This is a genomic window from Catenuloplanes nepalensis (assembly GCF_030811575.1).
GTDB classification, from domain to species: domain Bacteria; phylum Actinomycetota; class Actinomycetes; order Mycobacteriales; family Micromonosporaceae; genus Catenuloplanes; species Catenuloplanes nepalensis.
Genome location: NZ_JAUSRA010000001.1, coordinates 682400 through 706143, shown reverse-complemented (window position 1 = coordinate 706143; position 23744 = coordinate 682400). Strand labels below are relative to the sequence as shown.

Sequence of the window (23744 nt, the reverse complement as noted above, 5' to 3'; positions counted from 1 at the left end):
GCCTGACGGCCGCTCACCCCGCAGCGAACGTATCGGAGATACTCGATCGGGAGTAGCCGATCAACGACACTCGGTCAGGCCGGAACCTTGGTGGCCGCGACCATCCGAGCGGACCAGCGCCAGCCGTCCACATAGGCACGCACCAGGTCGGCGCCGTGCGCGGCCGGTGCGACCGCGTCGAGGTCGCCGCGGGAGAAGGCGTCCACCGTGCGCAGCACGTCACCGAGCACGCCGGTGCCGTCGATGAGCGCGCCGGCCACGTCGTCGGCGAGCGGAAGGCGTTCGGCGAGCATGGCCGGGGTGAGGCTGAGGACCTCGGCGACGCCACTGATCAGGCCGGCCGTGAACGCGGCGTCCGGGGACGCGCGCATGCCCTCGGCCAGGCTCTCGCAGAAGCGGGCACGCAGCAGCGCGGTGGTGAGCTGTTCGTCGGAGGCCTCGACCGCGTCGCCGAGCGCCATGATCATCGCCCACTGGCGGATCTGGGTGAGGCCGAGCAGCACCACGGCCTGGCGCACGGACGAGACCTTGTACGCGGCGCCGGCCGCCGCGGAGTTGCTGGCACGCAGCACGCGCAGCGCGAGCGCCGGGTCGCTGACGATGATGGTGATCACGCGGTCCATGTCGGCGGCGCCGATCGCGGGCACCAGCTGCAGACGCACCAGCTTGGACGGGGAGAGGCTGGTCGCGGTCATCACCCGGGGGCGGCTCAACGCGTACCCCTGGCGCAGCTCGAATTTGTATCGGTCTGCCAGCGCGACGTGCTCGGCCGTCTCCAGGCGTTCCGCCACGATCTGCATGCCCGGGTAGTCTCGGCAGACCGCGGCCACCTCGTCGAACCGGGCGACGTCGCTGTCCAGCATGTCCAGCTTGAGGTAGGAGGCGAGCGGCAGCAGCCGCTCGTGCCCGGAGCCGTGCACGTAGTCGTCCAGCGCGATCTTGTAGCCGGCCTCGACCAGCGCGGTCACGCCGGCCACCACCTCGTCGTCCGGATCGACGGTCTCCAGGATCTCCAGCACCACGTTCTCCGGCCCGAACGGCAGCGCCATCTTCCCGACGATGAACTCGCGGGTCAGGTTGATGAAGCAGAGCCGGCCGCCGGCCACCTCCCCGATGCCGAACTCGGTGAAGACGTTGATGAGCACCTGGCTGGTGGCGTAGGCGTCGCGCGCGGACGCGTCCACCGCCTCCATGCTGCCGCGGAACAGCAGCTCGTACGCCACGACCGTCCCGCGCGAATCGAAGATCGGCTGACGGCCGACGTGCACGCGCTGGGTGATCGACGGCATAGGGTTCACGCGCCGACGATCGGTACTCCCGGCGAGCTTCTGAGGAATTCGGCAGTGACGAGCATTACAACCGCGATTCCGGCTTCCGGCGGCTTCCCCACGTTCACGGGGTTCAGACGAGTCCTTCGGACGCAAGCGGTGGAGCGGCCGGGTCGTAGCGCGCCGTGTGGCGTTGCCAGTCGTAGTTGCCGCGGATCAGCGTGTGCAGCGCCAGCCGGACGTAGCGGTCGACCGTCGCGCGCTCCGCCGCGGTCAGCCCGATCGCGGCCGCCGCGTCCGGGAGCAGCCGCTCCAGGCCGTTCAGTTCCGCGATCAGCGCGTGGACCAGCGCGACCGTCTCTCCGACCGCCCCGGCGCGCGGCCGCCCGGTCGTGTCCTCCAGCACCAGCACCGCGTTGCGCCGGATGCCGCCGCGCTCCTCCTTCTCCACCGAGGCCACGTCGTTGCAGAGCCCGGCCACGTCCGCCGCGATCGTGCGCAGCCGGTGCAGCAGCGGCGTGTGGAACGCGACGTCCGGCAGCTCGCAGCCCTGCACGCGCTCGGCCAGGTCGAGCACCGGGTACGCGCCGACCGTCGGCCGCCGCAGAGCCAGGTGCTCCGCGACGGTGGCGGGTGGCGCGAGCGCCGGTGGCTGCGCCTCGACCAGCACGCCGGCGAGATATCCGGCCCAGTCCTGCGCCGCCCGTGCCCGCCACGCCGCGGTCATCCCGGCGCAGCTGCGCGCCCACACGTCGGCCCAGGCCCGGGTGGCCGGCACGCCGTGGCGCGGCCGCGTGCCGGGCGGCTCGTGCAGCAGCGCCAGCAGTTCCCGGGCCGCGACGACCTCTGCCGCGCGCGGGCCGCCGGGCGCGTCGTCGAACTGGTCGTCGAAGAGGAACAGGAAGCACTGCAGATTCGCGGCGAGCAGCAGGTCGTCGCCGTGCGCGGCCGGGTTGAAGCGGGCGGCCAGCTCGGTCAGCCGCCAGCCCGCGATCCGGTCCGCGGCCGCGTCGTCGCGGACCAGGCCGAGGTCGCGCGCCCAGTCGAGCGTGGCGACGGCGGCCTTGTCGACCTCCGGAGCGACGATCACGGTCTCCGGGTACGGAATGTCGAAGGCGACGCTCTGCGGCACGGGAACTCCCGGAAATATCGATTTCCTTCGTCCTACCACAGGCGAACCGAGTTCACCTTACTCAGCGTTGAACCGGGCCCGGCGGAACGCGCCCGCCACCAGCAGCAGGAGCAGCAGCGCGCCGAACAGCACTGTGAGCGGAAGCACACCGAGGCGCTCGACCGCGGACACCAGCGTCTCCTGCACGCCGAGCGCGGCCTCCACGACGGGGTCCGCGCCGGCCCACCGGGCGTCGTGCAGGACGCGCAGCTCGTACCAGCCGTAGTAGGTGATGTAGAGCCCGGCGATCGCCAGGAGCACGCCGCCGGCGCGCGGCGCGACCGTGCCGGCCCGCCGGATCCGGGACAGCAGCGACGTGCGGACCAGCGCGACCGCGAGCGCGGTCACGCCGACCACCAGGCCCATCCCCGCCGCGTAGGCACCGAACAACGTGATCGAGTCGCCGTTCAGCGACGCGCCGACGATCGCCAGGAACGGCACGATCGTGCAGCTCACCGACGCGAGCGCGTAGGCGGCGCCGAACAGCGCCATCGACGGCACCGACCGGGTGAGCACCGGCGCGCGGCGGACCAGCGGCAGCGCCGGCAGCCGGCGCCCGGTCGCCAGCAGCACGCCGAGCGCGGCCAGCACCAGGCCGGACGCGAGCGTGAGCCAGGGAAGCCGGGGCTGGAGCCAGTTCATCGCGGGCGCGAGCGCGAACCCGAGCGTGCCGAACACGGCCACGAAACCCGCGGTCATCGCGAACGTGGAGGTGAGCGCGCGACCCACGGCGCCCCAGCGGCCGCCCGGTGTGTCCGAGGCCACGAGCACGGAGAGGTAGGCGGGGAGCATCGCGAAGCCGCACGGGTTGAGCGCGGCCAGCATGCCCGCGGTGAGCGCGAGGAGCAGCACGGCTCAGGCCGCCAGCCTGTCGAGCCAGGTGACCAGGTCCTGGTCGTCGAGCCAGCCCTTGTGCACCACCTCGCCGCTCGCGTCGATCATCACGAAGTACGACTGCCGGGTCACCTCGAAGCGTTTCCACAGCTCGCCGGCGCCGTCGTTGATCTGCGGCACGCCGCCGACCTCGTAGTCCGCGACGAACTTGTTCATCGCGCCGGTGTCCGTGCTCAGCCCGGCGACACCGATGATCGGCACCCGGCCCGCGTACCGCGGTGCCTGCTTGGCGACGGTCCAGCCCTGGCCGGCGCAGGTCGCGCACCACGGCGCCCAGAACCACAGCACGGCCGGCCTGTGCGCCAGCGACGTACCGTCGAAGGATTCGCCGTCAAGGGTGGTGCCGGTGAACTTGAGCAGCTCGGGCACCGGACCGGTGGGCTCGGGGGCCGAAGACGCCGCGGACGAGGAGACCGGCGGAGCCGCGGACGAGGAGACCGGCGGAGCCGCGGAGGGAGCGGCGGCCGGGACCCAGGACTCCGGTGGTGACACGCATGCGCTCAGCGCCAGCAGCGCGGCTCCCATGACCAACGCCGTCAACCGCCGTGCCCGCATGCCGCCCCCAGATGGTCGTCCCGGAAAACCCGTTCGACCAAGAGGTACGGCAGGCACCCGCACAACGGTTCAGAGGCCGGCGCGCGGGGTGCACGCCGGCCTCTGTCCGCGAGGTACCTGCTACCGGGTCGCCATCGCCCGGCCGTGGCCGAGCCGGGCCGCGAGAACCTGCTCGATCAGCGACACCAGGATGCTCTTGACCGACTCGCGGTTCCGGGCGTCGCACTCGACGACCGGCACGTAGTCCGCGACGCCGAGCGCCTCGCGTATCTCCTGCAGGTCGAACCGGTTGATCGAGTCGAACACGTTCACCCCGAGCAGGAACGGGATGTTGTGTTCCTCGAAGTAGTCGAGGGCGGGGAAGCAGTCCTCGATCCGGCGCGTGTCGACCATCACCACGGCGCCGAGCGCGCCGTCGACCAGGTCGTCCCAGAGGAACGCGAACCGGTCCTGTCCGGGCGTGCCGAACAGGTAGAGGACCAGGGACTCGTCGAGGGTGATGCGGCCGAAGTCCAGGGCCACCGTGGTGGTGGTCTTGGCGGCGACCTGCGACGTGTCGTCGATGCCGATGGACTTCTCAGTCATCTCGGCTTCGGTGATCAGAGGCTCGATCTCGGAAATCGCACTCACGAAAGTGGTCTTTCCGACGCCGAACCCACCGCTCACCACGATTTTCACCGAAATCGGTGCTGGGCGGCTAGAGGGCGCGTACACGATCCCGAATCCTCTCGATCAGTTCGATGGAAAGCTCGTTCGTCTGTTCGGAGACCTGGATGTACTTCTCGGCTATCAGGTCTCCGACCAGCACCCGCGTCACGCCGAGCGGCGTGCGCAGCGCGGCGGCGAGGTCCGCGAGGGACATCGGCGCCTGGCAGAGCTGGACGATCCGCTCCGCTTCGAACCGCAGCGGCGCGGAGAGCGCGGCCGGCTGTGCGAAGAAGAGCGTCTCGATGCGGATGTTGTCCGCCAGCGGCCGGGTCCGGCCGCCGGTGACCAGGAACGGCCGGACGACCGGGTCCTCCGCCTCGGAGGACCCGTTGTCCGCACGGTGGCCGCCGACGTGATCGTCTGTCCGGTCCCGCGCCGGCCGTACCTCCTGCTGCCATTTCGGGAACATCCGCGGATCCGGCATCCGCAGGCCGGCCTCCGGGTCGCCGTTCACAGACCCAGGTGACGTCGGGACTCGGCGATCAGGGCCGGCGTGAGCAGCGGCCCGAACCGTTCGGTCAGCGTGGAGATCTCGTACCCGATCAGGCCGAGGTCGCTGTCGCCGGTGGCCACCACGCCGAGCACGCTGCCGCCGGTGATGACGGAGACCAGCAGGAAGCCCCGCTTCATCTCGATCATGATCAGCTTGAGTCCCTCGAACTCGTACTTCTTCGAGGCGCTGCGGGCCAGGCTGGCCATGCTGGAGACGATCGCCGCCAGGTGGTCGGCCTCGGTCCGGTTCAGCCCCTCCGACGCGGCGATGAGCAGCCCGTCGGAGGAGACCGCTACGGCGTCCTTGACCCCGTCGGTCTGGTGGACGAAGTTGCCGAGCAGCCAGTTGAACTGGTGCCGATCCGTCTGAGTGTCGACGCTCATGCGCTGGTACCTCCGTCTTCGGTGCCGTACGGGTTCGTTCGAACATCGGTGTTGGCGCGCTGCATGCCCGCCCGCAGTGCCGTGAGCCGGTTACGCACCTCGGCCGGCGATGAGTCGACCATCGCGGCCCGCGTCTCGGGCGCGCTCGGAGCCGGAGCCGGTGCGGCCTCGGCCTCGGGCCGGCTGGTTCGCGGAGCCCGCTTGCGCAGCCCGTTGCGGGTGCGCTCGACCTCCTCGGCGTCGATCGTCCGGGGACGCGGCGAGGACTGTTCCGCGACCGCCTCGGCGGCGGCCTCCGCGGCCACGACCTCGGGCGACGGCGGCACCGTCAGGTACTCGACCACGCTCGGCTTGACCCGGCCGCCGATCGCCAGGTACGGCGCGTCCGGTGCCTGGGTGGGCGCCCCGGAGCTGACCAGTGGCCGGGCGACCTCCGGGGCCGGCGGGGCCGGGGGTGCCGTCGGCGCCATGACCGGGGTGAACGGGGCCGGCGGGATGACCGGCCTCGCCGGACGCTCCTCGACGATCTCCACGTCCCGGACCACGGGCGACGACGCGTTCGACATCACGGCCGCCGGCAGCAGCACCCGGGCGGTGACGCCGGTGACCGGCGAGGACGCCAGCTTCACCTCCGCACCCATGTCCGCGGCCAGCTGACCGACCACGTAGTGGCCGAGGTAGCGAGCCGGCGCCGTGATGAAGTCACCCTCACCGCGGAGACGCGCGTTCGCGGCCTCGATGTCGACGTCGCTCATGCCGACGCCCTGGTCGACGATCGCGATCAGGTACTGGTCGCCGACCCGGCGGCCCTGGATCTCCACGTCCGAGTCCGGCGGGGAGAACGTCAGGCCGTTCTCGATCAGTTCGGCGAGCAGGTGCGCCACGCCGCTGACCACGGCACCGGTGATGTTCGCCTCGTCGATCCGGCGGAACGACACCCGCCGGTACTCCTCGACCTCGGAGACCGCGGCCCGGATCACGTCCGCGATCGGCAGCGGTGCCGACCACTGCCGCGGGCTGGACGAGCCCACGAGCACCAGGAGGCTCTCCGCGTTCCGTCGCATACGGGTGGCCAGGTGGTCCAGCTCGAACAGGTTGGCGAGCGCGGACGGGTCCGTCTCCTCCCGCTCCAGGGTGGTGATGAAGCCCAGCTGGCGGCGGAGCAGGTTCTGGTTGCGGCGGCCGAGGTTGGCCAGCGACTCCGTGGTCGACTTCCGCAGCAGCGCCTGCTCGGTGGCGAGCGCGTACGCGGTGGCCTGCACGTGGTCGAAGGCCTCGGCCACGGCCCGCATCTCGGCGGACGCGCCGCGGGCCAACCGGACCGGTGCCAGCTTCGGCCGCTCCTCGTCCGGCGACAGCTCCTGGGCGAGCGCCACCGCCTGCGGCAGCCGCACCTCCGCGATGTGGTCGGCCTCGGCGGACAGCGCCGCCAGCGGCCGGGTGATCGACCGGGACGCGTAGAAGAGCAGCACGACGGCGGCCACGATGGAGGCGGCCACGATGACGACCAGGATCAGGATCGCGTTGAGCGCGTCGGTCTGAAGCTGGGACGCGCGCTCCGCGATCTGGTCGGCGACGGCCTCCTGGAGACCCGTCACGCCGGTCAGATACTGGATCATCGCGTTCGAGTAGAGACCGGTGTCCGCGAAGATCTCCCGGCCGTCCGCGGACTCGTCCGCGATCTCCCGGAAGCGCTCGACGGTGCGGGCCGAGCCGGTGTCCAGCACCCGGGCGAACTCGTCGCGCTGCGCCTGGGTGGCGGCGCCGGCGAACCGGGTGAAGGCGGCGTCCTGCTCCGCGATGAGACCGGCGTAGCTGACGTACTGGTTCACGCCGTCCAACTCGAACGACCCGCGCAGGAACACCTCGTTCAGGCGGACGCTCTCCATGGAGGCGCCCTCCTTGACCGTCCTCAGCGCCTCCATCACGGTCACCATGCGCCGCAGCGCCTGGTCGTCGAGCCGGTCCAGCTCGAAGTCGATCGTGTTGAAGGAGGTGATCCGGTCCGTGAAGAACACGACCGCGCTGTTCAGGTTGACGGAACCCGCGTCGATCTGCCCACGGAAGTTCTCCAGGGCGTTCAGCGAGGCGAGCGTGGACTGGGTCCGCTCGTCGAGCTGGTTGCCCGGGTCGTCGTCCTCGTTGATCCGGCGCGTGACGGCCGCGCGCTGCTGGTCGACGGCCTCACGGGACGCGTCCAGCCGGTCGGCGATCAGGTCATTGCCGGTGAGCAGACCGGCGGTGGCGCCACGCTCGTCCTGCAACGCCTGCACCAGACGTTCCACGTCGAGGGCCAGCGCGACGTCGTGGGTGGTGGCCCGGGCGTTGTTGAACGCCACGACCAGGACCAGGACGACGAGACTCAGAAGAGCGAGTACAGCGGCGAGCGGGACCGCCAGTAGTGCGGCCAGGCGCTGGCGGATCGGGCGGCCCTGCCGGAGCTTCTGCCCCGACGTGGTGACGCCCGATCCGCGACCAGGCCTGAAGATCCCGCTCAGCCGCGTCTTGCTGCGATGCACGGCTGAACTCAACACCGACCTCCAATAGCAGATGCGAATGTCGGCCCCTCCCGGTACATGACCGGGCCGCATCAGCTGTGGCGGTCTAGGTGGCCTGGGTTGCAGTTCGACCGGAATCGCGCATCTCTTAGGCGATTACCTCTCCGCGAAACGCAAAACACCGATCGGCGCGCTCAGTGCCCGCCGAATGTCCGATTCGGGGCGAACAGCCCGATCGGGTGCGCGGTCCTCCCGGTGGTGGCCAGGTCCGCCAGGATCTCGCCGACCACCGGCACAAACTTGAAGCCGTGCCCGGAGAACCCGCAGGCGACCGTGACGGTCCCGTGCTGCGGGTGCGCGGCGATCACGAAATGCTCATCCGGCGTGTTCGTGTACATGCAGGTCTTGGCGCGCAGGAACCGCCCGGCCGCGCCCGGAAGCACCCGCCCGAGGTGCGCGCGGACCGCCTCGATCTCGTCCGGGTGCACCTCCCGGTCGATCGTCTCCGGCGTGCACACCACGCCCCGGCGGAAGAACGCGACCTTGACGCCGCCGTCCGGCCCGTCCACCGCCGGGAAGCCGTAGATCTGGGTACCGTCCGCATGCTCCCAGATCCAGATCGGGTGCGCGGTGAACTCCTCGATCGGCGCGCGGGGCGCGAACCAGTACTGCACCTGCCGTTCCACCACCAGCGGCACGCCCAGATCGGCCAGCATGCGCGGCGCCCAGGCGCCCGGCGCCACCACCAGGTGCCCGGCCGTGTAGGTGCCCGTGCCCGTGGTCACCCGGACGCCGGTCCCGGTCGCCTCCCACGCCAGCGCGGGCTCGCCGAAGCGCAGCTCCGCACCGGCCCGCGCGGCCAGGTCCAGGTGCGCGGCCACGGTGACCTCCGGGCGGACCAACCCGGCCTTCGCCTCGAACAGCGCCACGTCGTCCGGCCCGGGGTTCAGCGTCGGGAAGCGGCGGCGCAGCTCGGCCGCGTCCAGCATCTCGTGCGCCAGGCCCCACTGCTCCGCGCTGCGCCGCGAGCCGGCCACGGTCCGGCTGTCCGGCGGGCCGATCATCAGGCCGCCGCAGAGGGTCATCACGTCCGCGCCGGAGTCCACGGCCAGGCGGTCCCACAGTTCATAGGACCGGAGCAGCAGCGGTACGTAGGCCGGGTCCTCGAAGTACGACTGCCGGGTGATCCGGGAGCCGCCGTGGCTGGCCCCCTGGTCGTGCGCCGGGCCGAACCGTTCCAGTCCGAGCACCCGCTGCCCGCGCGCGGCCAGGTGATACGCCGCGGAACTGCCCATTCCACCCAGACCAAGCACGATCACGTCATACGCCGGCATGTGCGTCCTCTCCTCGTACCCGCGGAAGGCTTGTGATTGTCTCCCCGGAACGACGATCGAGGCGCCCCCGCGTGGGGACGCCTCGATCAGGCGGTGAGTGCGGTCAGGGGCGGGCCTTGGCGACCGGGCCGTCCTCGGTGACCTGCAGCTGCTCCGCGACCTCGAGCTTCTCGCCCAGGTCGAGGCTGGAACGCAGCGTGGTCGGCTTCAGGAAGATCGCGGCCACGATGCCGATCACGCCGATCGCGGCCGAGATCAGGAAGATGTGGCCGGTCGCGTCGCCGTACGCGGCGCGCACGATCTCCTGCACCGCCTCGGGCAGCGCGGAGAGGTTCAGCGCGCTGGTGCCGGAGTCGCCGCCGGCCGGGATGCCGGCCGCGGTCAGGTCCCGGGTGATCGAGTCGTTCACCTGGCGGGCCAGCACCGCGCCGAGCACCGACACGCCGATGGTGCCGCCGAGGGAGCGGAAGAACGTGATGGTCGCGCTGGCCGCGCCGATGTCCTTGAGCGGCACGTCGTTCTGCACGGCCAGGATCAGGTTCTGCATGGAGAGGCCGACGCCCGCGCCGACCAGCAGCATGGCCCCGCCGACCAGGTAGAGCGACGTCTGGTGATCGATCGTGGAGAGCAGCAGGAAGCCGAGGACCAGCACCACCGTACCCGTGAGGATGTAGGGCTTGACCTTGCCGCTCTTGGTGATCATGCGGCCCGCGACGATCGACGAGATCAGCACGCCGGCCATCATCGGGATGGTGAGCAGGCCGGCCTCGGTCGGGCTGTAACCGCGCCCGATCTGGAAGTACTGGCCGAGGAAGACCGCGCCGCCGAACATCGCCATGCCGACCGCGAGGCTGGCCAGGATGCTGAGCGCCGGGGTGCGCTGCCGGACGATGTCCAGCGGGACGATCGGCTCCTTCACCCGCGACTCGACCCAGACGGCCAGCGCGAGCAGCACCAGGCCGGCGCCGACCATCGCGCCGGTCTGCCAGGAGACCCAGGCGAACGAGTCGTCGACGAACGAGATCCAGATCAGGAGGATGCTGACGCCGGCCGCGATCAGCGACGCGCCCAGGTAGTCGATCCGCACGTCGTCGCGCTTGAGCACCGGCAGCTTCAGCGTGGCCTGCAGCAGGAACAGCGAGACCAGCGCGAACGGGATGCCGATGAAGAAGCACCAGCGCCAGCCGAGCCAGTCGGTGTCCACGATCACGCCGCCGATCAGCGGGCCGGCCACCGTGGCCAGCGCCATCACGCCACCGAGGTAACCGTTGTACCGCCCGCGCTCACGCGGCGGGATCATCGCGGCGATCGCCACCTGGACCAGCGCCTGGAGGCCGCCGACGCCGATGCCCATGAACGCACGCGCCGCGATCAGCTGGGGCGTGTCCTGCGCGAAGCCGCTCACGAACGAGCCGAGCAGGAAGATCACGATCGAGACCTGGATCAGCGTCTTCTTGCTGACCAGGTCGGACAGCTTGCCCCAGATCGGGGTGGTCACGGTGGAGGTCAGCAGCGTGGCCGTGACGACCCAGGTGTACTGGGTCTGCGAGCCGTTGAGCGATCCGATGATCTGCGGCAGCGCGTTCGAGACGATCGTGGCGCTGAGCATCGAGACGAAGAGCGCCAGCAGCAGACCGCTGAGCGCCTCCAGGATCTGGCGGTGACTCATCGTCTCCGCGGGTGGTGCGGTGGTGGCGCTCATGGCGTGTCCTCCTCGGACAGGTACGTGGTCATGTCCCGCGAGAAGCGGGCGAGCATACGGGCGAAGTCGTCCATCTCCACGGGGGTCCAGCCCTTGAGCGCACCCGCGGCGACCGTGCGGTACCACTCGTGCAGCTCGGCGATCGCGTCCCGCCCCTTCGGCGTCACGCTCAGCACGCTGGCGCGGCGGTCCTCCTGGTCCGGCGTGCGCGCGACCAGCCCCAGCGAGACGAGGTGCGCGACCGCGCGGCTGACCGTCGACGGATCGAGGTAGGTGTGCGCCGCGAGCTCCTTCAGGTGGCACTCCCGGCCGCTGAGCCGGTCCAGCTCCGCGAGCAGACCCAGCAGACCCGGCGGTACGCCACCGGAGGGCCGGGCCTGCTTCGCCAGGCGCAGCACCCGCTGCTGCTCCTGCATCCGGCCGATCAGTTCGGTCTCCATCACAGCCGCCCCTCATGTGGTTGGCACATGCAAGCTTCCTCCGAACTTGCCCACTGCGCAAGTTTGCCCATTGGGAAACGGATCACACGGGCCGTAGGCTCTGCACCATGGATTCGCAGGCGCTCGGGCTTCGGGAGCGCAAGAAGGCCGCCACCCGGCTCGCGCTGCACGAGGCGGCGCTGCGCCTGGTGCTCCGCGACGGGCTGGCCGGCGTGACGGTCGAGGCGATCGCGGACGCGGCCGACGTGTCCCGCCGCACGTTCTCGAACTACTTCTCCGGCAAGGAGGAGGCGCTGCTGCACGGCGACCAGGTCCGGATGGGCACGTTCCTGGACACGATCCGGGCCCGGCCGGCGGACGAGACGCCGTGGACCGCGCTGCGCGAGACGATGGTGGCGCTGCGGGACACGTTCGGCTCACGCGGGCCCGGCGTCACCGCGCAGCTGCGGCTGCTGCGCAAACAGCCCACGCTGATCAGCCGGCAGACCGCGATCTACGCGGAGGCGGAGCAGGAGCTGGCCGCGGAGTTCACCGCCCGCGGCGCCGCACCCGGTCTCCCGGCCCGCCTGCTGGCCGCGACCAGCATGGCCGCGGTCCGCGTCGCCACCACCCAGTGGATCGAGGAGAACGGCACGACCCCGCTGCCCGACCTGGTCGACGCCGCCCTGCTCGTCATCCGCCCCGCCTTCCCGGACTGACGACGCTTTCGGCGCTCCCGGCGTGCCCGCCGCCGCGCGAGAAAAGCGCGCAGTCGATGCAGCTCAAAGCGATCGTTGAATCGACATATCGGGCGCGGGGCCCCCGGCGACAGTCAGCCCGAAGCGCCCGGAAGAGACCCGGCCGAAGCAACGAGAGCGGGTCAGTGCAGTGACAGCACGTGGGCGTTTATCCGGCGCACCTCGTCGGCGAGTTCGTCCAGGTGGATCACCTGGACGCCGCAGGCGGTGAGCAGCGCGGCGCCGTCGCCCTCCACGAAGACCGGCGGCTCGCGCAGTGCGTAGACCACCCGCGGGACGCCCGCCGCGAGGATCAGTTCCGCGCAGGTCCGCGGGTGCGACGCGCGCCGGCTGCACGGCTCCAGCGAGCTGTAGATCGTCGCGCCGCTCAGATCCACGCCGCGCAGCTTGCGCAGCGCGGTCTCCTCCGCGTGGTCGTGCGGGTCCGTCTCGCGCGAGTAGCCGGTGGCCAGCTCCCGGCCGTCCGCGCCGACCACGACCGCGCCCACCGCGAACGCGGTCTCCGAGACCGGGCACAGCCGCGACAGCTCCACCGCCCGGTGCAGCCACAGCAGGTCCGGTGTCACACCGGCACCTCGAACCGGTCGGTGAGCAGGTAGCGCAGCAGCACCACGTCGTCGATCTTGCGGACCTCCGCGACGGTCATCCGCTGGCCGGACGGCCAGGCCAGCGCGCCGCCGCCGGCGAACCGGGGCGCGGCCGGGTCCCCGACCAGGAACGGCGCCACCACCAGCTGCAGCTCGTCGACCAGCCCGGCGGTGAGGAACTCCGCGTGCACGGCCGCGCCGCCCTCCACCATGAGCCGGTGGACGCCGCGGGCGGAGAGGTCGGCGAGCACCCAGTCGAGCGCGACGTCCGGGCCCGCGTCGATCACGGTGGCCAGCCCGTCCAGCGACGCGGAAAGCGCGGTGAAGGCCGATGAAGCGGTGTAGACGAGCTTCGGCGCGTCGCCCACGGTGAAGAAGTGCGAGGCCGGGTCCAGCACGCCGGACCGGGTGAGCGTGACCTTGACCGGCGACGGCGGCTGGCTGCGCGCGACCCGGTCGCCGCGGCGGATCCGGGAGCGGACCACGAGCCGCGGGTTGTCCCGGCGGACCGTGCTGGCGCCGACCAGGATCGCGTCGCAGGTGGCACGGATCAGGTCGACGCGATCGAGGTCGGCGTCGTTGGAGAGGATCAGGCGCTCGGCGGACGCGTCGTCGATGTATCCGTCGACCGACATGGCACAGCTGAGCAACGTGTAGGGACGCTGCGACCCCATGGCACAACCCCCCGGCGCCGGACGAACTCGACAGCGCAAGCGTAGTGGCCCGGCGGGGGCGCAAAAGCGCTTATGCCCACGTGACGCGCATCAAAAAGCGTGCGCGCGGTCGGCCGCGATCAGTCGCTCGACCGCGTCGGCGGTGATCGGCCGGGAGAAGTGGTATCCCTGGCCGAGGTGGCAGCCGAGGTTCTGCAGCAGGCGCGCCTGCTCCGCGGTCTCCACTCCCTCGACCACGGTGCCGAGCGCGAGGCTGCGGGCGAGGTCGATGATCGCCCGGATCAGCGACACCTGCTGGAGGCCCTCGGGCCCTTCGACCGGCACGAACGCCTTGTCGATCTTGATGCTGTCGATCGGCAGGTGCTGCAGGTACGCCAGCGACGAGTAGCCGGTGCCGAAGTCGTCGACCGCCACCTTCACGCCCATCCTGCGCAGCGAGGTGAGGTGGGCGATCGCGGCGCCGCCACCGTCCGCGACCAGCACGCTCTCGGTGATCTCCAGCGTGAGCGCGTGCGCGGGCAGCCCGGAGTCCTTCAGCGCCTCGCGGACGACCTGCTCGAAGTCCGGCTCGCGCAGCTGCCGCACGGAGACGTTGACGGAGAGCCGCACGCCGTACCGGTGGTGCCAGGCGACCGCGTCCAGGCAGGCGCGGCGCAGCACCCAGGCGCCGAGCGGCACGATCAGCCCGGAGTCCTCCGCGACGGAGATGAACTGGTCCGGCGGGATCGGCTTGCCGTCGCTCGGCGTCCACCGGACCAGCGCCTCGACCGACACGGTGTGCTCGTCGCGCAGGTCGACCAGCGGCTGGTAGTGCACGGCGAAGTCGGCGCGGTCGATCGCGGCACGCAGCCCGTCCACGGTCCGGGTGCGGTGCAGCTGCTCGGCGCGCAGCCGCTCGTCGAAGCTGACCACCCGGTCCTTGCCGGCCGCCTTCGCCGCGTAGAGCGCGAGGTCGACGTCGCGGAGCATCTCGGACGTGCTGAGCCGGGAGTCGAGCGTGCGCAGGCCGACGCTGGCCGTGGTGTGCAGCCGGTGGCCGCCGACCTCGACCGGCTGCCGGACCAGCTGCACCAGCTTCTCGCCGATGAGGACCGCGTCCACGTCGCGGACGTCCTCCAGCAGCACCGCGAACTCGTCGCCGCCGAGCCGGGCGAGGGTGTCGCCGGAGCGCAGCCCGGTCTGCAGCCGGGCCGCGATCACCGCGAGCAGCGCGTCGCCGGTCGGGTGCCCGAACCGGTCGTTGATGTCCTTGAACCCGTCCAGGTCCAGCATGATCAGCGTGGCCGGCACCGGTCCGCTCAGCGCGGCCTCGACGCGCTGGCGCAGCAGCAGACGGTTCGGCAGGCCGGTCAGCGGGTCGTGCAGCGCCTGGTGGCTGAGCTCGTCCTGCAGCGACTCCTGCCGGGCCAGCGCACGCTCCAGCGCGGTGCCGCGGCGGACCAGCGCGCGGGCTCGCGACTCGGCCAGGCTGGCGATCTGGGTCAGCCGTGTGACCAGCAGCATCAGCGTGACCGCGGTGGCGGCCATCGGCACCACGACGTCGTGGCCGTCGATCGAGCCGGAGCTCAGCTCGGTCAGCAGCGAGACCGTGGTGGCGGTCGGCACGACCAGCACCAGTGCCAGGTAGCTCGCGAACATCGCGTGCGGGTGGGTGCGCCGGACGTCGGAGACCCGCCCGCCCGCGGCCATCGCCGGGTGCAGCGCGGCCGCGCCGGCCAGCACGGCCGCGGCCAGCCAGCACAGCGACGCGGGCAGCAGGTCGATCCACCCGTCGCCGCCGTCCACGATGTGGATGAAGACCAGGGTGTCGCCGATCGTCTGCGCGATCGCGGCGCCGACCACGAGCAGGCTCCAGCCAGGGCGCCCGCTGCCGAGCAGGGCGAGCCGCGTCGCGCCGCACAGAATCAGAAGATCCATCAGCGGGTACGACAGGGCGAACAGCCCGGCCGGGGTCAGCTGCGCGTCACGGCTGTTCAGCAGCGGGTCGACCAGCAGCGTCCAGTAGAGCACCGCGCCCGCGCAGGCGAAGATGCCGGTCTCCAGCATCCCGGTCCGCCAGGCGCCACGGCCGCCGCGCTCGGGCAGCGCCACCATACCCATGAGGAGCAGCGGGTACATCAGGAAGTAGAACGCGTCGACCGGCCCCGGATACGGCGGGTGCAGGCCGGCCAGCGACAGCCCGATCCAGGTGAGGTTCGCGATCAGCGGCACGGAGACGCCGGCCAGGATGCACCGCCAGGGCAGCGTGCGGCGCGGCCGGTGCAGGCGGATCCCGGCCGCCACCGCGGCGACCGCGGTGATCTCGCCGCCGAGCAGGGCGAACGGCCGTAGCGTGGGCAGCGCCACGGCGACGCCGGCCAGGGCAGCGCTGCCGATCACGAACCACAGCCACAGGTGCGGCCGCGTCCGGGACGGCGCGGGGCGCTCAGCGATCGTCACGCCTGCCTCCGGGTGCTTCGAGCTTCCGCTTCCGGCAGCCACCATCGGCCACCCGGCGGGCGACATATGTGGTTTCTCGGAAAGCGCCGTGGGGACCGTCACGGTTGGTAACCATGGCGAGGGCCGCTATAGTCGGACTTCGCGAAGGGGAGTAGCTCCCAATGTCGTGGTCGACATACTGACGTCTTCCTCGGAAGTCGTCCGGCCACGCGGCCTCGGTCTCACCACCGGGGCGGGCGAGACCTTCGACTCTGGCTGTTGCACGCCTGTGCGCAGGACACAGCCGGGTCGAGGTCGCCCGTGCCCTGATCCGGCTTCTCATGGACCGGAAGGGCTTCATGGAAGGCTTCGTAGTCGCATTCCTCGTCAGCTTCGGCGTCATCTTCGTCGCGGAGCTGGGCGACAAGTCGCAGTTGATGGCGATGACGTTCGCGTTGCGCTACCGCGCGTGGCCGGTGCTGCTCGGCATCACGATCGCCACCGCGGTGGTGCACCTCGCCTCGGTCGGCATCGGTTACGGCCTGGGCGCCGCGCTGCCGACCGGCTGGATCGCGCTGATCTCCGGTATCGCGTTCATCTTCTTCGGTGCCTGGACGCTGCGCGGCGACGTGCTGACCGACGACGAGAAGCAGAAGGCCGAGCACTCGACCGGGTCCGCGGTGCTCGCGGTCGGCGTCGCGTTCTTCATCGCGGAGCTGGGCGACAAGACCATGCTGGCCACGATCACGCTGGCCACCCAGTACGGCTGGTTCGGCACCTGGGCCGGCTCCACGCTCGGCATGGTGGCCGCGGACGCGCTGGCGATCGTGGTCGGCCGCCTGCTCGGCCGGCACCTGCCGGAGAAGGCCATCAAGATCGGCGCGGCCGTGCTCTTCGCGCTCTTCGGCGTCTGGATGATCGCCGAAGCCGTCGCCGAACTCACCTGACCCGGCCACACCGGCGATGCAGGCGTCATTCAAGCCGTCAGATCGACTTGAATGACGCCTGCATCACGGGGCCACACGGCACGCGAGCGGCGGCGGCGGCGCGGCGGTTCTCTACAGGAAGCGGCTGTAGAACGCGGCGAGGTCGTCGCGCAGGCCGTCGGCCGAGTAGCGGTCCCGGATGTGGTGGTAGGCCAGGCGCCCCATCGCCCGTACCCCCGCGGGATCTTGATCGTAGGTCTGTAATGCCTGCTCGGCGCGCTTGGCGAAGGCGAGCACGTCGTCCTCCGGCACCGGCACGCTGAACATCTCGTCGAAGAACTCCCGGCCGGCCAGCCCGGTGAAGCCGACCACGTACGCACCGCTGGCCATCGCCTCGGCCGGCGGCAACCCGAAGCCCTCACGCTCGCTGAAACTGAGGAAGACCGGCGCGCCGCGCAGCAGCTCCGCCACCCGCGCCTCCGGCACGCCGTCGATCGGCACCAGCTCCCAGCCGTCGAGCGCGCCGCGCGCCCGCAGCAGATGCAGCACCTGCTCGGCGTCGGCCCGGCGACGGCGCGGCAGGTAGGCGACGCGCCGCGCCGGGATCTCGTCGCGGTCGCCCGGGAAGAACAGGTCCGTGTCGACCACCACCCGCGCCCGGCCGACCGGCAGGTGCGGGAACGCGTACCGCAGGAACTCCTCGTTGTCCTCGGAGACGGCCAGCAGCGCCAGCACGTTCTCCACGCCGGCCAGCGGTGCACCGGCCGGCGTGGTCTCGAACGGCTGCTGGTCGAACGTCCGGTAGGCGTTCTGGTTGAAGATCACCTTGCGCAGCTCCGCGGGCAGCCGGCCGAGGGCTGGCCCGTACCACTCCGCCACCACCAGCAGGTCGGCCGGCGTGAGCACCGCGTCCGCCGCGGACTCCACGCGCGTGCTGTTCGGGAACCAGTCGCACCGGAACCCGCGCTCGTGGTGCAGCACGGCCGCCGCGGTCCCGGACGCGTTGAGCAGGTCCACGTGCCGGTAGATCTGCCGCAGCCCGCCGCTCGGCCGCGGGTTGTCCGGCGTCAGGTAGTAGACGGTCGGCGGCCGGTCACCCCCGGCGGCGGCGGTGCGCAGCGCGGGCGGCTGCCGCACCTTGAGATCGGACGCGCGCTGGACCGCGTGCGCCACCCGCCGAGCCGCGCCCATCACCATGCCGCCACCCCGTCATCGAAGGTCGAACCGGGTGAGATCGTAGCGGCGCATGATGTTGATCAGGTTGTCCGCGTACGTCGGCGACGTGGCGTACCCGGCCTTGTGGATGGCCCGGGCGAACCGCTCGGGCGCGTAGTCCCACACGAACGCGGGCGCGTACCGCGGGTTCACGGTCAGGAAGCGGCCGTGGTCGAGCATCGAGCCGGACGCGTTGCGGTACGCCCGGAACGACGCCCGCGTCCGGAAGCAGCCCTTCTTGCCGCACTCGCTGGTCTCGTACGTCCGGCAGCCGACCGCGATCCCGGCCGGCGAGCCGAAGCACTTGATCCCGAAGTAGTTGTGGTCGCGCCGGGTCAGCCCGCTGCCGCCCCACCCGGACTCCAGGATCGCCTGCGCGATCGTCACGGACGCGGGCACGCTGTACCGCCGCATGCCCTCCTGGGCCGGGCCGGAGACCCGGGTGATGAACGCCTCGGGCGTGGCCGGCGGCACGGTCGGCGGCGCCTGCCCGCACCAGGGCAGCGTCGGCGAGGACGGCCAGACCACGTTCGCGTCCGCCACGTACCCGCCCTCGGCCAGCTTGTTCCAGGCCGCGCTCCTGCGCTGGGTGCCGGACACCGACTCGCCCCAGTCCTGGCAGACCACGTGCAGCGTCTCGCCGTCCCCGATCTTCCGCAGTTCACGGCCGCCGGTGTTGGAGACGGACCGGACGTTGAGCCCGGGCGCGTCGCCGGGCCGCGCGATCGGCACGGTCGCCGCGGCCGGCCCGCACCAGGCGACGTGCGGCCGCTCCGGCCGCCACCGCACGTAGGCGTCCGAGACGTATCCGCCGCCGGTTAGGCGCAGCCAGTACGGGCTGTCCCGGACACCACCCGCGACCTGCTGGCCGAAGACCTGACAGCTGACGGTGACCGCGGCGCCGTCCGCGAGCGCACCGACCTTCTTGTGCGCGCTCGACCCGCCGGAGCGGACGTTGAGCGGTGTGCCCGGGCTGTCCACGGTGCTGCCGGCCGTGGCGCCGAGCGCCTCGACCGGCGCGCCGCCGAGCGCGGCCACGGTGCCGGCCACGACCAGCGCGACCGGGCCGAGCTTGCGTATGCCCGCCGCGCCCGGAACCCGGGCCTTCCTGCGATGCCGCCCGCCGCCCTTTCGCAGGTGACGAGCCACGGAACCGCTGCGCATGCCGGTTCCCCCTTCCCGACATAGACGAATCCGCCACCGAGCGTAAGCGCCCATTAGGGTGATATGAAGGGAGATTCCGGAAATCAGCTCGCAACGAGGATTGTTCAGCGCGGTCGGAGGCCGACGGCCTGACCTGCGGTTACGACCCGGTCGAAGGCGGCGTCTCGACGGGCAGGAACACGGCGGAACGCCGGACCCCGTCGTGGAAGACCTCGCGTTCGGCCGCCCGGAGCGTGACCGCGGCGCCCAGCGGATCGCCGGTGCCGGGGTTGCGCGACCAGCGCGGATGCGCACCGCCGCTGACCTGCACGCGCAGCCGGTGCCCGGCGCGGAACACGTGCCCGATCGGCCACAGCGGCACGATCACCCGTTGCACGCCCTCCGCGTCGGCGTCGAAGCGGCCGGGCGTGACCCGCACCAGCCCGTCGCACACGTTCCGCGAGACGCCCGCACGATCCACATCACAGACCCGGACGAAGACATCATGGTACGGAAGGGAGCTCCGTTCCCAGATCTCCGCGCGCACCGGCCCGATCGCGGTCAGGTCGTGCGCGAGCGGCGCGCTCGTCCAGGTGAGCACGTCCGGGCGCGCCTCCAGCCGCGCGTTGTCCACCGGCCCGGACCGGTGCGCCACCAGCACCGGCCCGCCGATCGACGGCGTCGGGTCCGCCGGGTCGTAGGTGAACGTGTCCGGCGGGCCCGCTCCGGCCGGCTCCTCACTCAGCTCCCGGTCCGCCCGCAGGTGCCAGGCGGCCGGGCGGTAGCGCGGCGGCCAGTCGTCCCGGCGCTCGGGCCGGCCGGTCAGCGTGATGTCGACCGTGCCGGACGACCGGGCGTCCGGCACGGTCAGGTGCCGGGCGTCCGGTGCGGTCAGGTGCCGGGCGTCCGGTGCGGTCAGGTGCCGCAGCAGGAACGGCACGCCGGCGCGGAGCGTGGCCGCGAAGAGACCGGCGCTGCCGTGCGTCCACGGGCCGACCGTCAGGCTCGGCCGGCGGCCCGCCTCGCGCAGCACCACGAAGTCGTCCAGCTGCGCGGGCAGGAAGATGTCGTGCCAGCCCGCCACCATCAGCACCGGCGCGTCCACCTCGGCCAGCCGTTCGCCGAACACCCGGTCCCGCCAGTACTCCGCGCCGGCCGCGTGCTCGGCCAGCCACTGCTGGAAGAACGGCACCGTGCCACCGGTCACGACCCGATCCGCCTCGGCCAGCGGCAGGTGCGCGAACCCGGCGGCCAGCCTCGGCTGGCTGCGTCGCAGTTCCAGCTGGCGGGACAGCCACGGCACGGTCCGCGACTCCAGCAGTTGGGTCCAGGTCAGCACCGTGTCCAGGGAGAACGCCTCGCCCGCGTAGGTCAGGTCACGCATCGCGGAGGTGGTCACGGATGCCACCACGGCGGCCAGGTCCGGCGCCGCGTCCGCCGCGATCGCGTAGTGCGCGGCGCCCTGATAGCTGACGCCGAACAGGCCGAGGCGGCCGGCGTACCAGCGCTGGCGGCGCAGCCAGGCGAGCGTGTCCAGGCCGTCGTCGCGCTCGTGGACCAGCGGCTCGAACCGCCCGCCCGAGCCGAACGTGCCCCGGCAGGACTGGATCACCACGTGCACGCCGCGCGCCGCCAGCAGCCGGCCGAGCATCGGCATCGCGGCGCCCCGGCCGTAGGGCGTGCGGATCAGCACGGCGGGCCCGTCCTGGGACGGCGCGTAGTGGTCGGTACGCAGGATGACGCCGTCCCGGGCCCGTACCGACAGGTCACGTTCGATGGTCATCGCGTTTCCCGCCGCCTTCGGCAGGCCCAGCCCGGCCGCCAGCGCGGCCGCCGCCACCGACTCGATCACTTTCGGCCCTCCACTCGTCCGGGCGCGCTGGTCACACGCCTGATCATCCGCTGTCGATTGCTGATTACCCCGCTCGGCCGGGCGTGCACACGCGGCGGCGCCGCAGCGCGCGGACGGTCAGCAGGGTCGCCACCACGATGCCGGCCACGGCCAGCACCGCGCCGGTCGCGCCGCCGAGCACCGCGGACATCCGCCGGTACGACTCCCCCGCCAGATGACCGGCCAGGATCGACGCGCCGACCCAGCTGACCACGCCGGCGAGATTCCAGGGCAGGAAGCGGCGGTACGGCAGGCCGCTGCTCCCGGCGAGCCGCGGCGCGAGCGTGCGCACGAACGCCACCCAGCGCACCGGCAGCATCGCCCGCGCGCCGTGCCGGGTCATCAGCGCGTCCGCGCGCGCCCACCGCGCCGCACCGACCCGCCGGCCCAGCGCGCTCGCCCGCAGTCGTGGCCCGTACCGGCGACCGGACCGGAACGCCAGCGAGTCACCCACGCCGGCCGCCGTGATCATCACCACCAGCGCGGCTCCGAGATGCAGCCGGCCCTGCGACGCCAGAAACCCGACAAGTAGCAGCGTCGCCTCGGCCGGCACGGTCAGGCCGATCAGCGACGCGGTCTCCAGCAGCACCAGCCCGGCCGCAACCAGGTAGATCAGCGTGGGCGGCAGGCTCGCCAGCTGCTCTACCAGGGCTTCCACGGCACTCCCGAGGTCATCCGGACAGCATCGCAAGACTCAGTTGTCACACTCGACGCGGGATCGACCCCCGATTAGGCAAATAGATCGCAGGTTGGGGACACTAAAGGTATGCAGACCCGCTCCGACCTCCGTAACGTTGCGATCATCGCCCACGTCGACCACGGCAAGACCACGCTGGTCGACGCCATGCTCACGCAGGGCGGCGCGTTCTCCGCCCGGGCCGAGGCCGCCGACCGGGTCATGGACTCCATGGACCTGGAGCGCGAAAAGGGCATCACGATCCTGGCGAAGAACACCGCCGTGCGGTACGTGCCCCCGACCGGCGACCCGGTCACCATCAACATCATCGACACCCCCGGCCACGCCGACTTCGGCGGCGAGGTCGAGCGCGGCCTCACCATGGTCGACGGCGTCATCCTGCTCGTCGACGCGTCCGAGGGCCCGCTCCCGCAGACCCGCTTCGTGCTCCGCAAGGCGCTGGCCGCCCGCATGCCGATCATCCTGGTGATCAACAAGGTGGACCGCCCGGACGCCCGTATCAAGGAGGTCGTGGACGACACCTACGAGCTCTTCCTGGACCTGGACGCGGACGAGGAGCAGATCGACTTCCCGATCGTCTACGCCTGCGCCCGCGACGGCATCGCCTCGCTGACCCAGCCGGCCGACGGCACGATCCCGGAGGACAGCGACTCGCTGCTGCCGCTGTTCACCACGCTGCTGAACACGATCCCGGCGCCGTCGTTCACCGAGGGCGCGCCGCTGCAGGCGCACGTGACGAACCTGGACGCGTCGCCGTTCCTCGGCCGTCTCGCGCTCTGCCGCGTGCACGAGGGCACGATCACCAAGGGCTCGACCGTCACCTGGTGCAAGACCGACGGCACCATGTCGAAGGTCCGCATCTCCGAGCTGCTGATGACCGAGGGCCTGGAGCGCAAGCCGGCCACCTCGGCCGGCCCGGGCGACATCATCGCGGTCGCCGGCATCCCCGAGATCATGATCGGTGAGACGCTGGCGGACGCGGAGAACCCGGTCGCCCTGCCGCTGATCACGGTGGACGAGCCGGCCATCTCGATGACCATCGGCACCAACACCTCGCCGCTGGTCGGCAAGGTCAAGGGCGCGAAGGTCACCGCCCGCATGGTCAAGGACCGGCTGGACGCCGAGCTGATCGGTAACGTGTCGCTGCGCGTGCTGCCGACCGAGCGGCCGGACGCCTGGGAGGTCCAGGGCCGTGGCGAGCTGGCGCTGGCCATCCTGGTCGAGCAGATGCGCCGGGAGAACTACGAACTGACCGTCGGCAAGCCGCAGGTGGTCACGAAGGAGATCGACGGCAAGACCTGCGAGCCGGTCGAGCGCCTGACGATCGACGCGCCGGACGAGTACCTCGGCGCGATCACCCAGCTGCTGGCGACCCGCAAGGGCCGGATGGAGCAGATGGTCAACCACGGCACCGGCTGGATCCGGATGGAGTGGCTGGTCCCGGCGCGCGGCCTGATCGGCTTCCGGACCGAGTTCCTGACCGACACCCGCGGCACCGGCATCCTGCACCACGTCTTCGAGAAGTACGAGCCGTGGTTCGGCGAGCTGCGCACCCGCAACAACGGCTCCCTGGTGGCGGACCGCTCCGGCCCGGTCACCGCGTTCGCTATGACGAACCTGCAGGAGCGCGGCAGCCTCTTCGTGGAGCCGACCACCGAGGTCTACGAGGGCATGATCGTCGGCGAGAACTCCCGCTCCGACGACATGGACGTCAACATCACCAAGGAGAAGAAGCTCACCAACATGCGGGCTTCCACCTCCGACGAGACCGAGAAGCTGATCCCCCCGCGCAAGCTCTCCCTGGAGCAGGCGCTGGAGTTCTGCCGCGAGGACGAGTGCGTCGAGGTCACCCCGGCCGCGGTCCGCATCCGCAAGGTCATCCTCAACCAGCAGGAGCGCGGCCGCGCCGCCGCCCGCCGCAAGCACTCCAACTGACCACCGCCACGCGGTGATCCAGGCGTCATTCCAGCCGTTCCAACGGCTGGAATGACGCCTGGATCATGAGGTGGG

At 71.6% G+C, this 23744-nt stretch carries 20 protein-coding genes and 1 pseudogene; 3 read left to right on the top strand and 18 right to left on the bottom strand.

Annotation, left to right across the window (positions count from 1 at the left end):
- Window positions 1–74 precede the first annotated feature (74 nt).
- The 11 genes from J2S43_RS03005 to J2S43_RS02955 all read right to left on the bottom strand — a co-directional run bounded on the left by J2S43_RS03005 (window position 75) and on the right by J2S43_RS02955 (window position 11446).
- Window positions 75–1289, bottom strand: coding sequence for an EAL and HDOD domain-containing protein (locus J2S43_RS03005; protein WP_306839172.1), 1215 nt, complete (start codon window positions 1287–1289; stop codon window positions 75–77).
- A 112-nt stretch (window positions 1290–1401) separates the two neighbouring features.
- Window positions 1402–2400, bottom strand: coding sequence for a terpene synthase family protein (locus J2S43_RS03000; protein WP_306827002.1), 999 nt, complete (start codon window positions 2398–2400; stop codon window positions 1402–1404).
- Between the two features lie 57 nt (window positions 2401–2457).
- Window positions 2458–3291, bottom strand: a complete 834-nt coding sequence (locus tag J2S43_RS02995; RefSeq protein ID WP_306827001.1) for a cytochrome c biogenesis CcdA family protein — start codon at window positions 3289–3291, stop codon at window positions 2458–2460.
- Window positions 3292–3294: 3 nt separating this feature from the next.
- Window positions 3295–3858 carry a redoxin family protein gene (locus J2S43_RS02990; RefSeq protein ID WP_306827000.1) on the bottom strand — a complete coding sequence of 188 codons (564 nt, stop codon included), beginning with the start codon at window positions 3856–3858 and terminating at the stop codon, window positions 3295–3297.
- A gap of 150 nt (window positions 3859–4008) precedes the next feature.
- A complete protein-coding gene (locus J2S43_RS02985) occupies window positions 4009–4566 on the bottom strand; it encodes a GTP-binding protein (RefSeq protein WP_370881591.1) in 558 nt (185 codons plus the stop codon).
- Window positions 4567–4585: 19 nt separating this feature from the next.
- The gene (locus J2S43_RS02980; RefSeq protein WP_306826998.1) at window positions 4586–5050 is read right to left on the bottom strand and encodes a DUF742 domain-containing protein; all 465 of its coding nucleotides are present in this window, start codon (window positions 5048–5050) and stop codon (window positions 4586–4588) included.
- On the bottom strand, window positions 5047–5472 hold the full coding sequence (locus J2S43_RS02975; protein WP_306826997.1) for a roadblock/LC7 domain-containing protein: 426 nt from the start codon (window positions 5470–5472) through the stop codon (window positions 5047–5049). The genes J2S43_RS02980 and J2S43_RS02975 overlap by 4 nt, the downstream gene beginning before the upstream one ends.
- Window positions 5469–7991 (bottom strand): sensor histidine kinase, encoded by a 2523-nt coding sequence (locus J2S43_RS02970; protein WP_306826996.1) that lies wholly within the window; start codon window positions 7989–7991, stop codon window positions 5469–5471. The genes J2S43_RS02975 and J2S43_RS02970 overlap by 4 nt, the downstream gene beginning before the upstream one ends.
- 173 nt (window positions 7992–8164) lie before the next feature.
- A complete protein-coding gene (solA, locus tag J2S43_RS02965) occupies window positions 8165–9304 on the bottom strand; it encodes an N-methyl-L-tryptophan oxidase (RefSeq protein ID WP_306826995.1) in 1140 nt (379 codons plus the stop codon).
- Between the two features lie 103 nt (window positions 9305–9407).
- Entirely contained in the window at window positions 9408–11006 is a 1599-nt protein-coding gene (locus J2S43_RS02960) for an MDR family MFS transporter (protein ID WP_306826994.1), read from the bottom strand.
- Entirely contained in the window at window positions 11003–11446 is a 444-nt protein-coding gene (locus tag J2S43_RS02955; RefSeq protein WP_306826993.1) for a MarR family winged helix-turn-helix transcriptional regulator, read from the bottom strand. Before J2S43_RS02955 ends, J2S43_RS02960 begins: the two co-directional genes overlap by 4 nt.
- 107 nt (window positions 11447–11553) lie before the next feature.
- On the opposite strand from J2S43_RS02955, the gene J2S43_RS02950 reads away from it, so the two are divergent.
- Window positions 11554–12144: a TetR/AcrR family transcriptional regulator gene (locus J2S43_RS02950; RefSeq protein ID WP_306826992.1), complete on the top strand. Its 591-nt coding sequence runs from the start codon at window positions 11554–11556 to the stop codon at window positions 12142–12144.
- A gap of 161 nt (window positions 12145–12305) precedes the next feature.
- Here J2S43_RS02950 and J2S43_RS02945 read toward each other — a convergent pair whose 3' ends face one another.
- The 3 genes from J2S43_RS02945 to J2S43_RS02935 all read right to left on the bottom strand — a co-directional run bounded on the left by J2S43_RS02945 (window position 12306) and on the right by J2S43_RS02935 (window position 15883).
- Complete coding sequence (locus J2S43_RS02945; protein WP_306826991.1) at window positions 12306–12749, bottom strand: deaminase; 444 nt, start codon at window positions 12747–12749, stop codon at window positions 12306–12308.
- Window positions 12746–13444: a RibD family protein gene (locus tag J2S43_RS02940; protein WP_306826990.1), complete on the bottom strand. Its 699-nt coding sequence runs from the start codon at window positions 13442–13444 to the stop codon at window positions 12746–12748. The genes J2S43_RS02945 and J2S43_RS02940 overlap by 4 nt, the downstream gene beginning before the upstream one ends.
- 90 nt (window positions 13445–13534) lie before the next feature.
- Window positions 13535–15883: a putative bifunctional diguanylate cyclase/phosphodiesterase gene (locus J2S43_RS02935; RefSeq protein ID WP_306826989.1), complete on the bottom strand. Its 2349-nt coding sequence runs from the start codon at window positions 15881–15883 to the stop codon at window positions 13535–13537.
- Between the two features lie 338 nt (window positions 15884–16221).
- Between J2S43_RS02935 and J2S43_RS02930 the strand changes: the two genes are divergently transcribed.
- Complete coding sequence (locus J2S43_RS02930; RefSeq protein ID WP_306826988.1) at window positions 16222–16809, top strand: TMEM165/GDT1 family protein; 588 nt, start codon at window positions 16222–16224, stop codon at window positions 16807–16809.
- 111 nt (window positions 16810–16920) lie between these two features.
- On the opposite strand, the gene J2S43_RS02925 is transcribed toward J2S43_RS02930, so the two are convergent.
- The 4 genes and pseudogenes from J2S43_RS02925 to J2S43_RS02910 form a co-directional block, all read right to left on the bottom strand.
- On the bottom strand, window positions 16921–17985 hold the full coding sequence (locus J2S43_RS02925; RefSeq protein ID WP_306826987.1) for a glycosyltransferase: 1065 nt from the start codon (window positions 17983–17985) through the stop codon (window positions 16921–16923).
- A 12-nt stretch (window positions 17986–17997) separates the two neighbouring features.
- The gene (gene gsmA, locus J2S43_RS02920; RefSeq protein WP_306826986.1) at window positions 17998–19167 is read right to left on the bottom strand and encodes a sporangiospore maturation cell wall hydrolase GsmA; all 1170 of its coding nucleotides are present in this window, start codon (window positions 19165–19167) and stop codon (window positions 17998–18000) included.
- A 139-nt stretch (window positions 19168–19306) separates the two neighbouring features.
- Window positions 19307–20998 carry a CocE/NonD family hydrolase gene (locus J2S43_RS02915; protein WP_370881590.1) on the bottom strand — a complete coding sequence of 564 codons (1692 nt, stop codon included), beginning with the start codon at window positions 20996–20998 and terminating at the stop codon, window positions 19307–19309.
- 97 nt (window positions 20999–21095) lie between these two features.
- Window positions 21096–21695 (bottom strand): annotated as a pseudogene (locus J2S43_RS02910) (DedA family protein); the annotation flags it as partial.
- Between the two features lie 108 nt (window positions 21696–21803).
- On the opposite strand from J2S43_RS02910, the gene typA reads away from it, so the two are divergent.
- The gene (gene typA / locus J2S43_RS02905; protein ID WP_306826985.1) at window positions 21804–23669 is read left to right on the top strand and encodes a translational GTPase TypA; all 1866 of its coding nucleotides are present in this window, start codon (window positions 21804–21806) and stop codon (window positions 23667–23669) included.
- The last annotated feature ends 75 nt before the right edge of the window (window positions 23670–23744 follow it).

Excerpts from the sequence above, each read along its gene's own strand:
- J2S43_RS03005 (WP_306839172.1), bottom strand. The coding sequence starts at position 1,289 with ATGCCGTCGATCACCCAGCGCGTGCACGTCGGCCGTCAGCCGATCTTC.
- J2S43_RS02990 (WP_306827000.1), bottom strand. The coding sequence starts at position 3,858 with ATGGGAGCCGCGCTGCTGGCGCTGAGCGCATGCGTGTCACCACCGGAG.
- J2S43_RS02975 (WP_306826997.1), bottom strand. The coding sequence starts at position 5,472 with ATGAGCGTCGACACTCAGACGGATCGGCACCAGTTCAACTGGCTGCTC.
- solA (WP_306826995.1), bottom strand. The coding sequence starts at position 9,304 with ATGCCGGCGTATGACGTGATCGTGCTTGGTCTGGGTGGAATGGGCAGT.
- J2S43_RS02960 (WP_306826994.1), bottom strand. The coding sequence starts at position 11,006 with ATGAGCGCCACCACCGCACCACCCGCGGAGACGATGAGTCACCGCCAG.
- J2S43_RS02955 (WP_306826993.1), bottom strand. The coding sequence starts at position 11,446 with ATGGAGACCGAACTGATCGGCCGGATGCAGGAGCAGCAGCGGGTGCTG.
- J2S43_RS02950 (WP_306826992.1), top strand. The coding sequence starts at position 11,554 with ATGGATTCGCAGGCGCTCGGGCTTCGGGAGCGCAAGAAGGCCGCCACC.
- J2S43_RS02940 (WP_306826990.1), bottom strand. The coding sequence starts at position 13,444 with ATGGGGTCGCAGCGTCCCTACACGTTGCTCAGCTGTGCCATGTCGGTC.
- J2S43_RS02930 (WP_306826988.1), top strand. The coding sequence starts at position 16,222 with ATGGAAGGCTTCGTAGTCGCATTCCTCGTCAGCTTCGGCGTCATCTTC.
- J2S43_RS02925 (WP_306826987.1), bottom strand. The coding sequence starts at position 17,985 with ATGGTGATGGGCGCGGCTCGGCGGGTGGCGCACGCGGTCCAGCGCGCG.
- gsmA (WP_306826986.1), bottom strand. The coding sequence starts at position 19,167 with ATGCGCAGCGGTTCCGTGGCTCGTCACCTGCGAAAGGGCGGCGGGCGG.
- typA (WP_306826985.1), top strand. The coding sequence starts at position 21,804 with ATGCAGACCCGCTCCGACCTCCGTAACGTTGCGATCATCGCCCACGTC.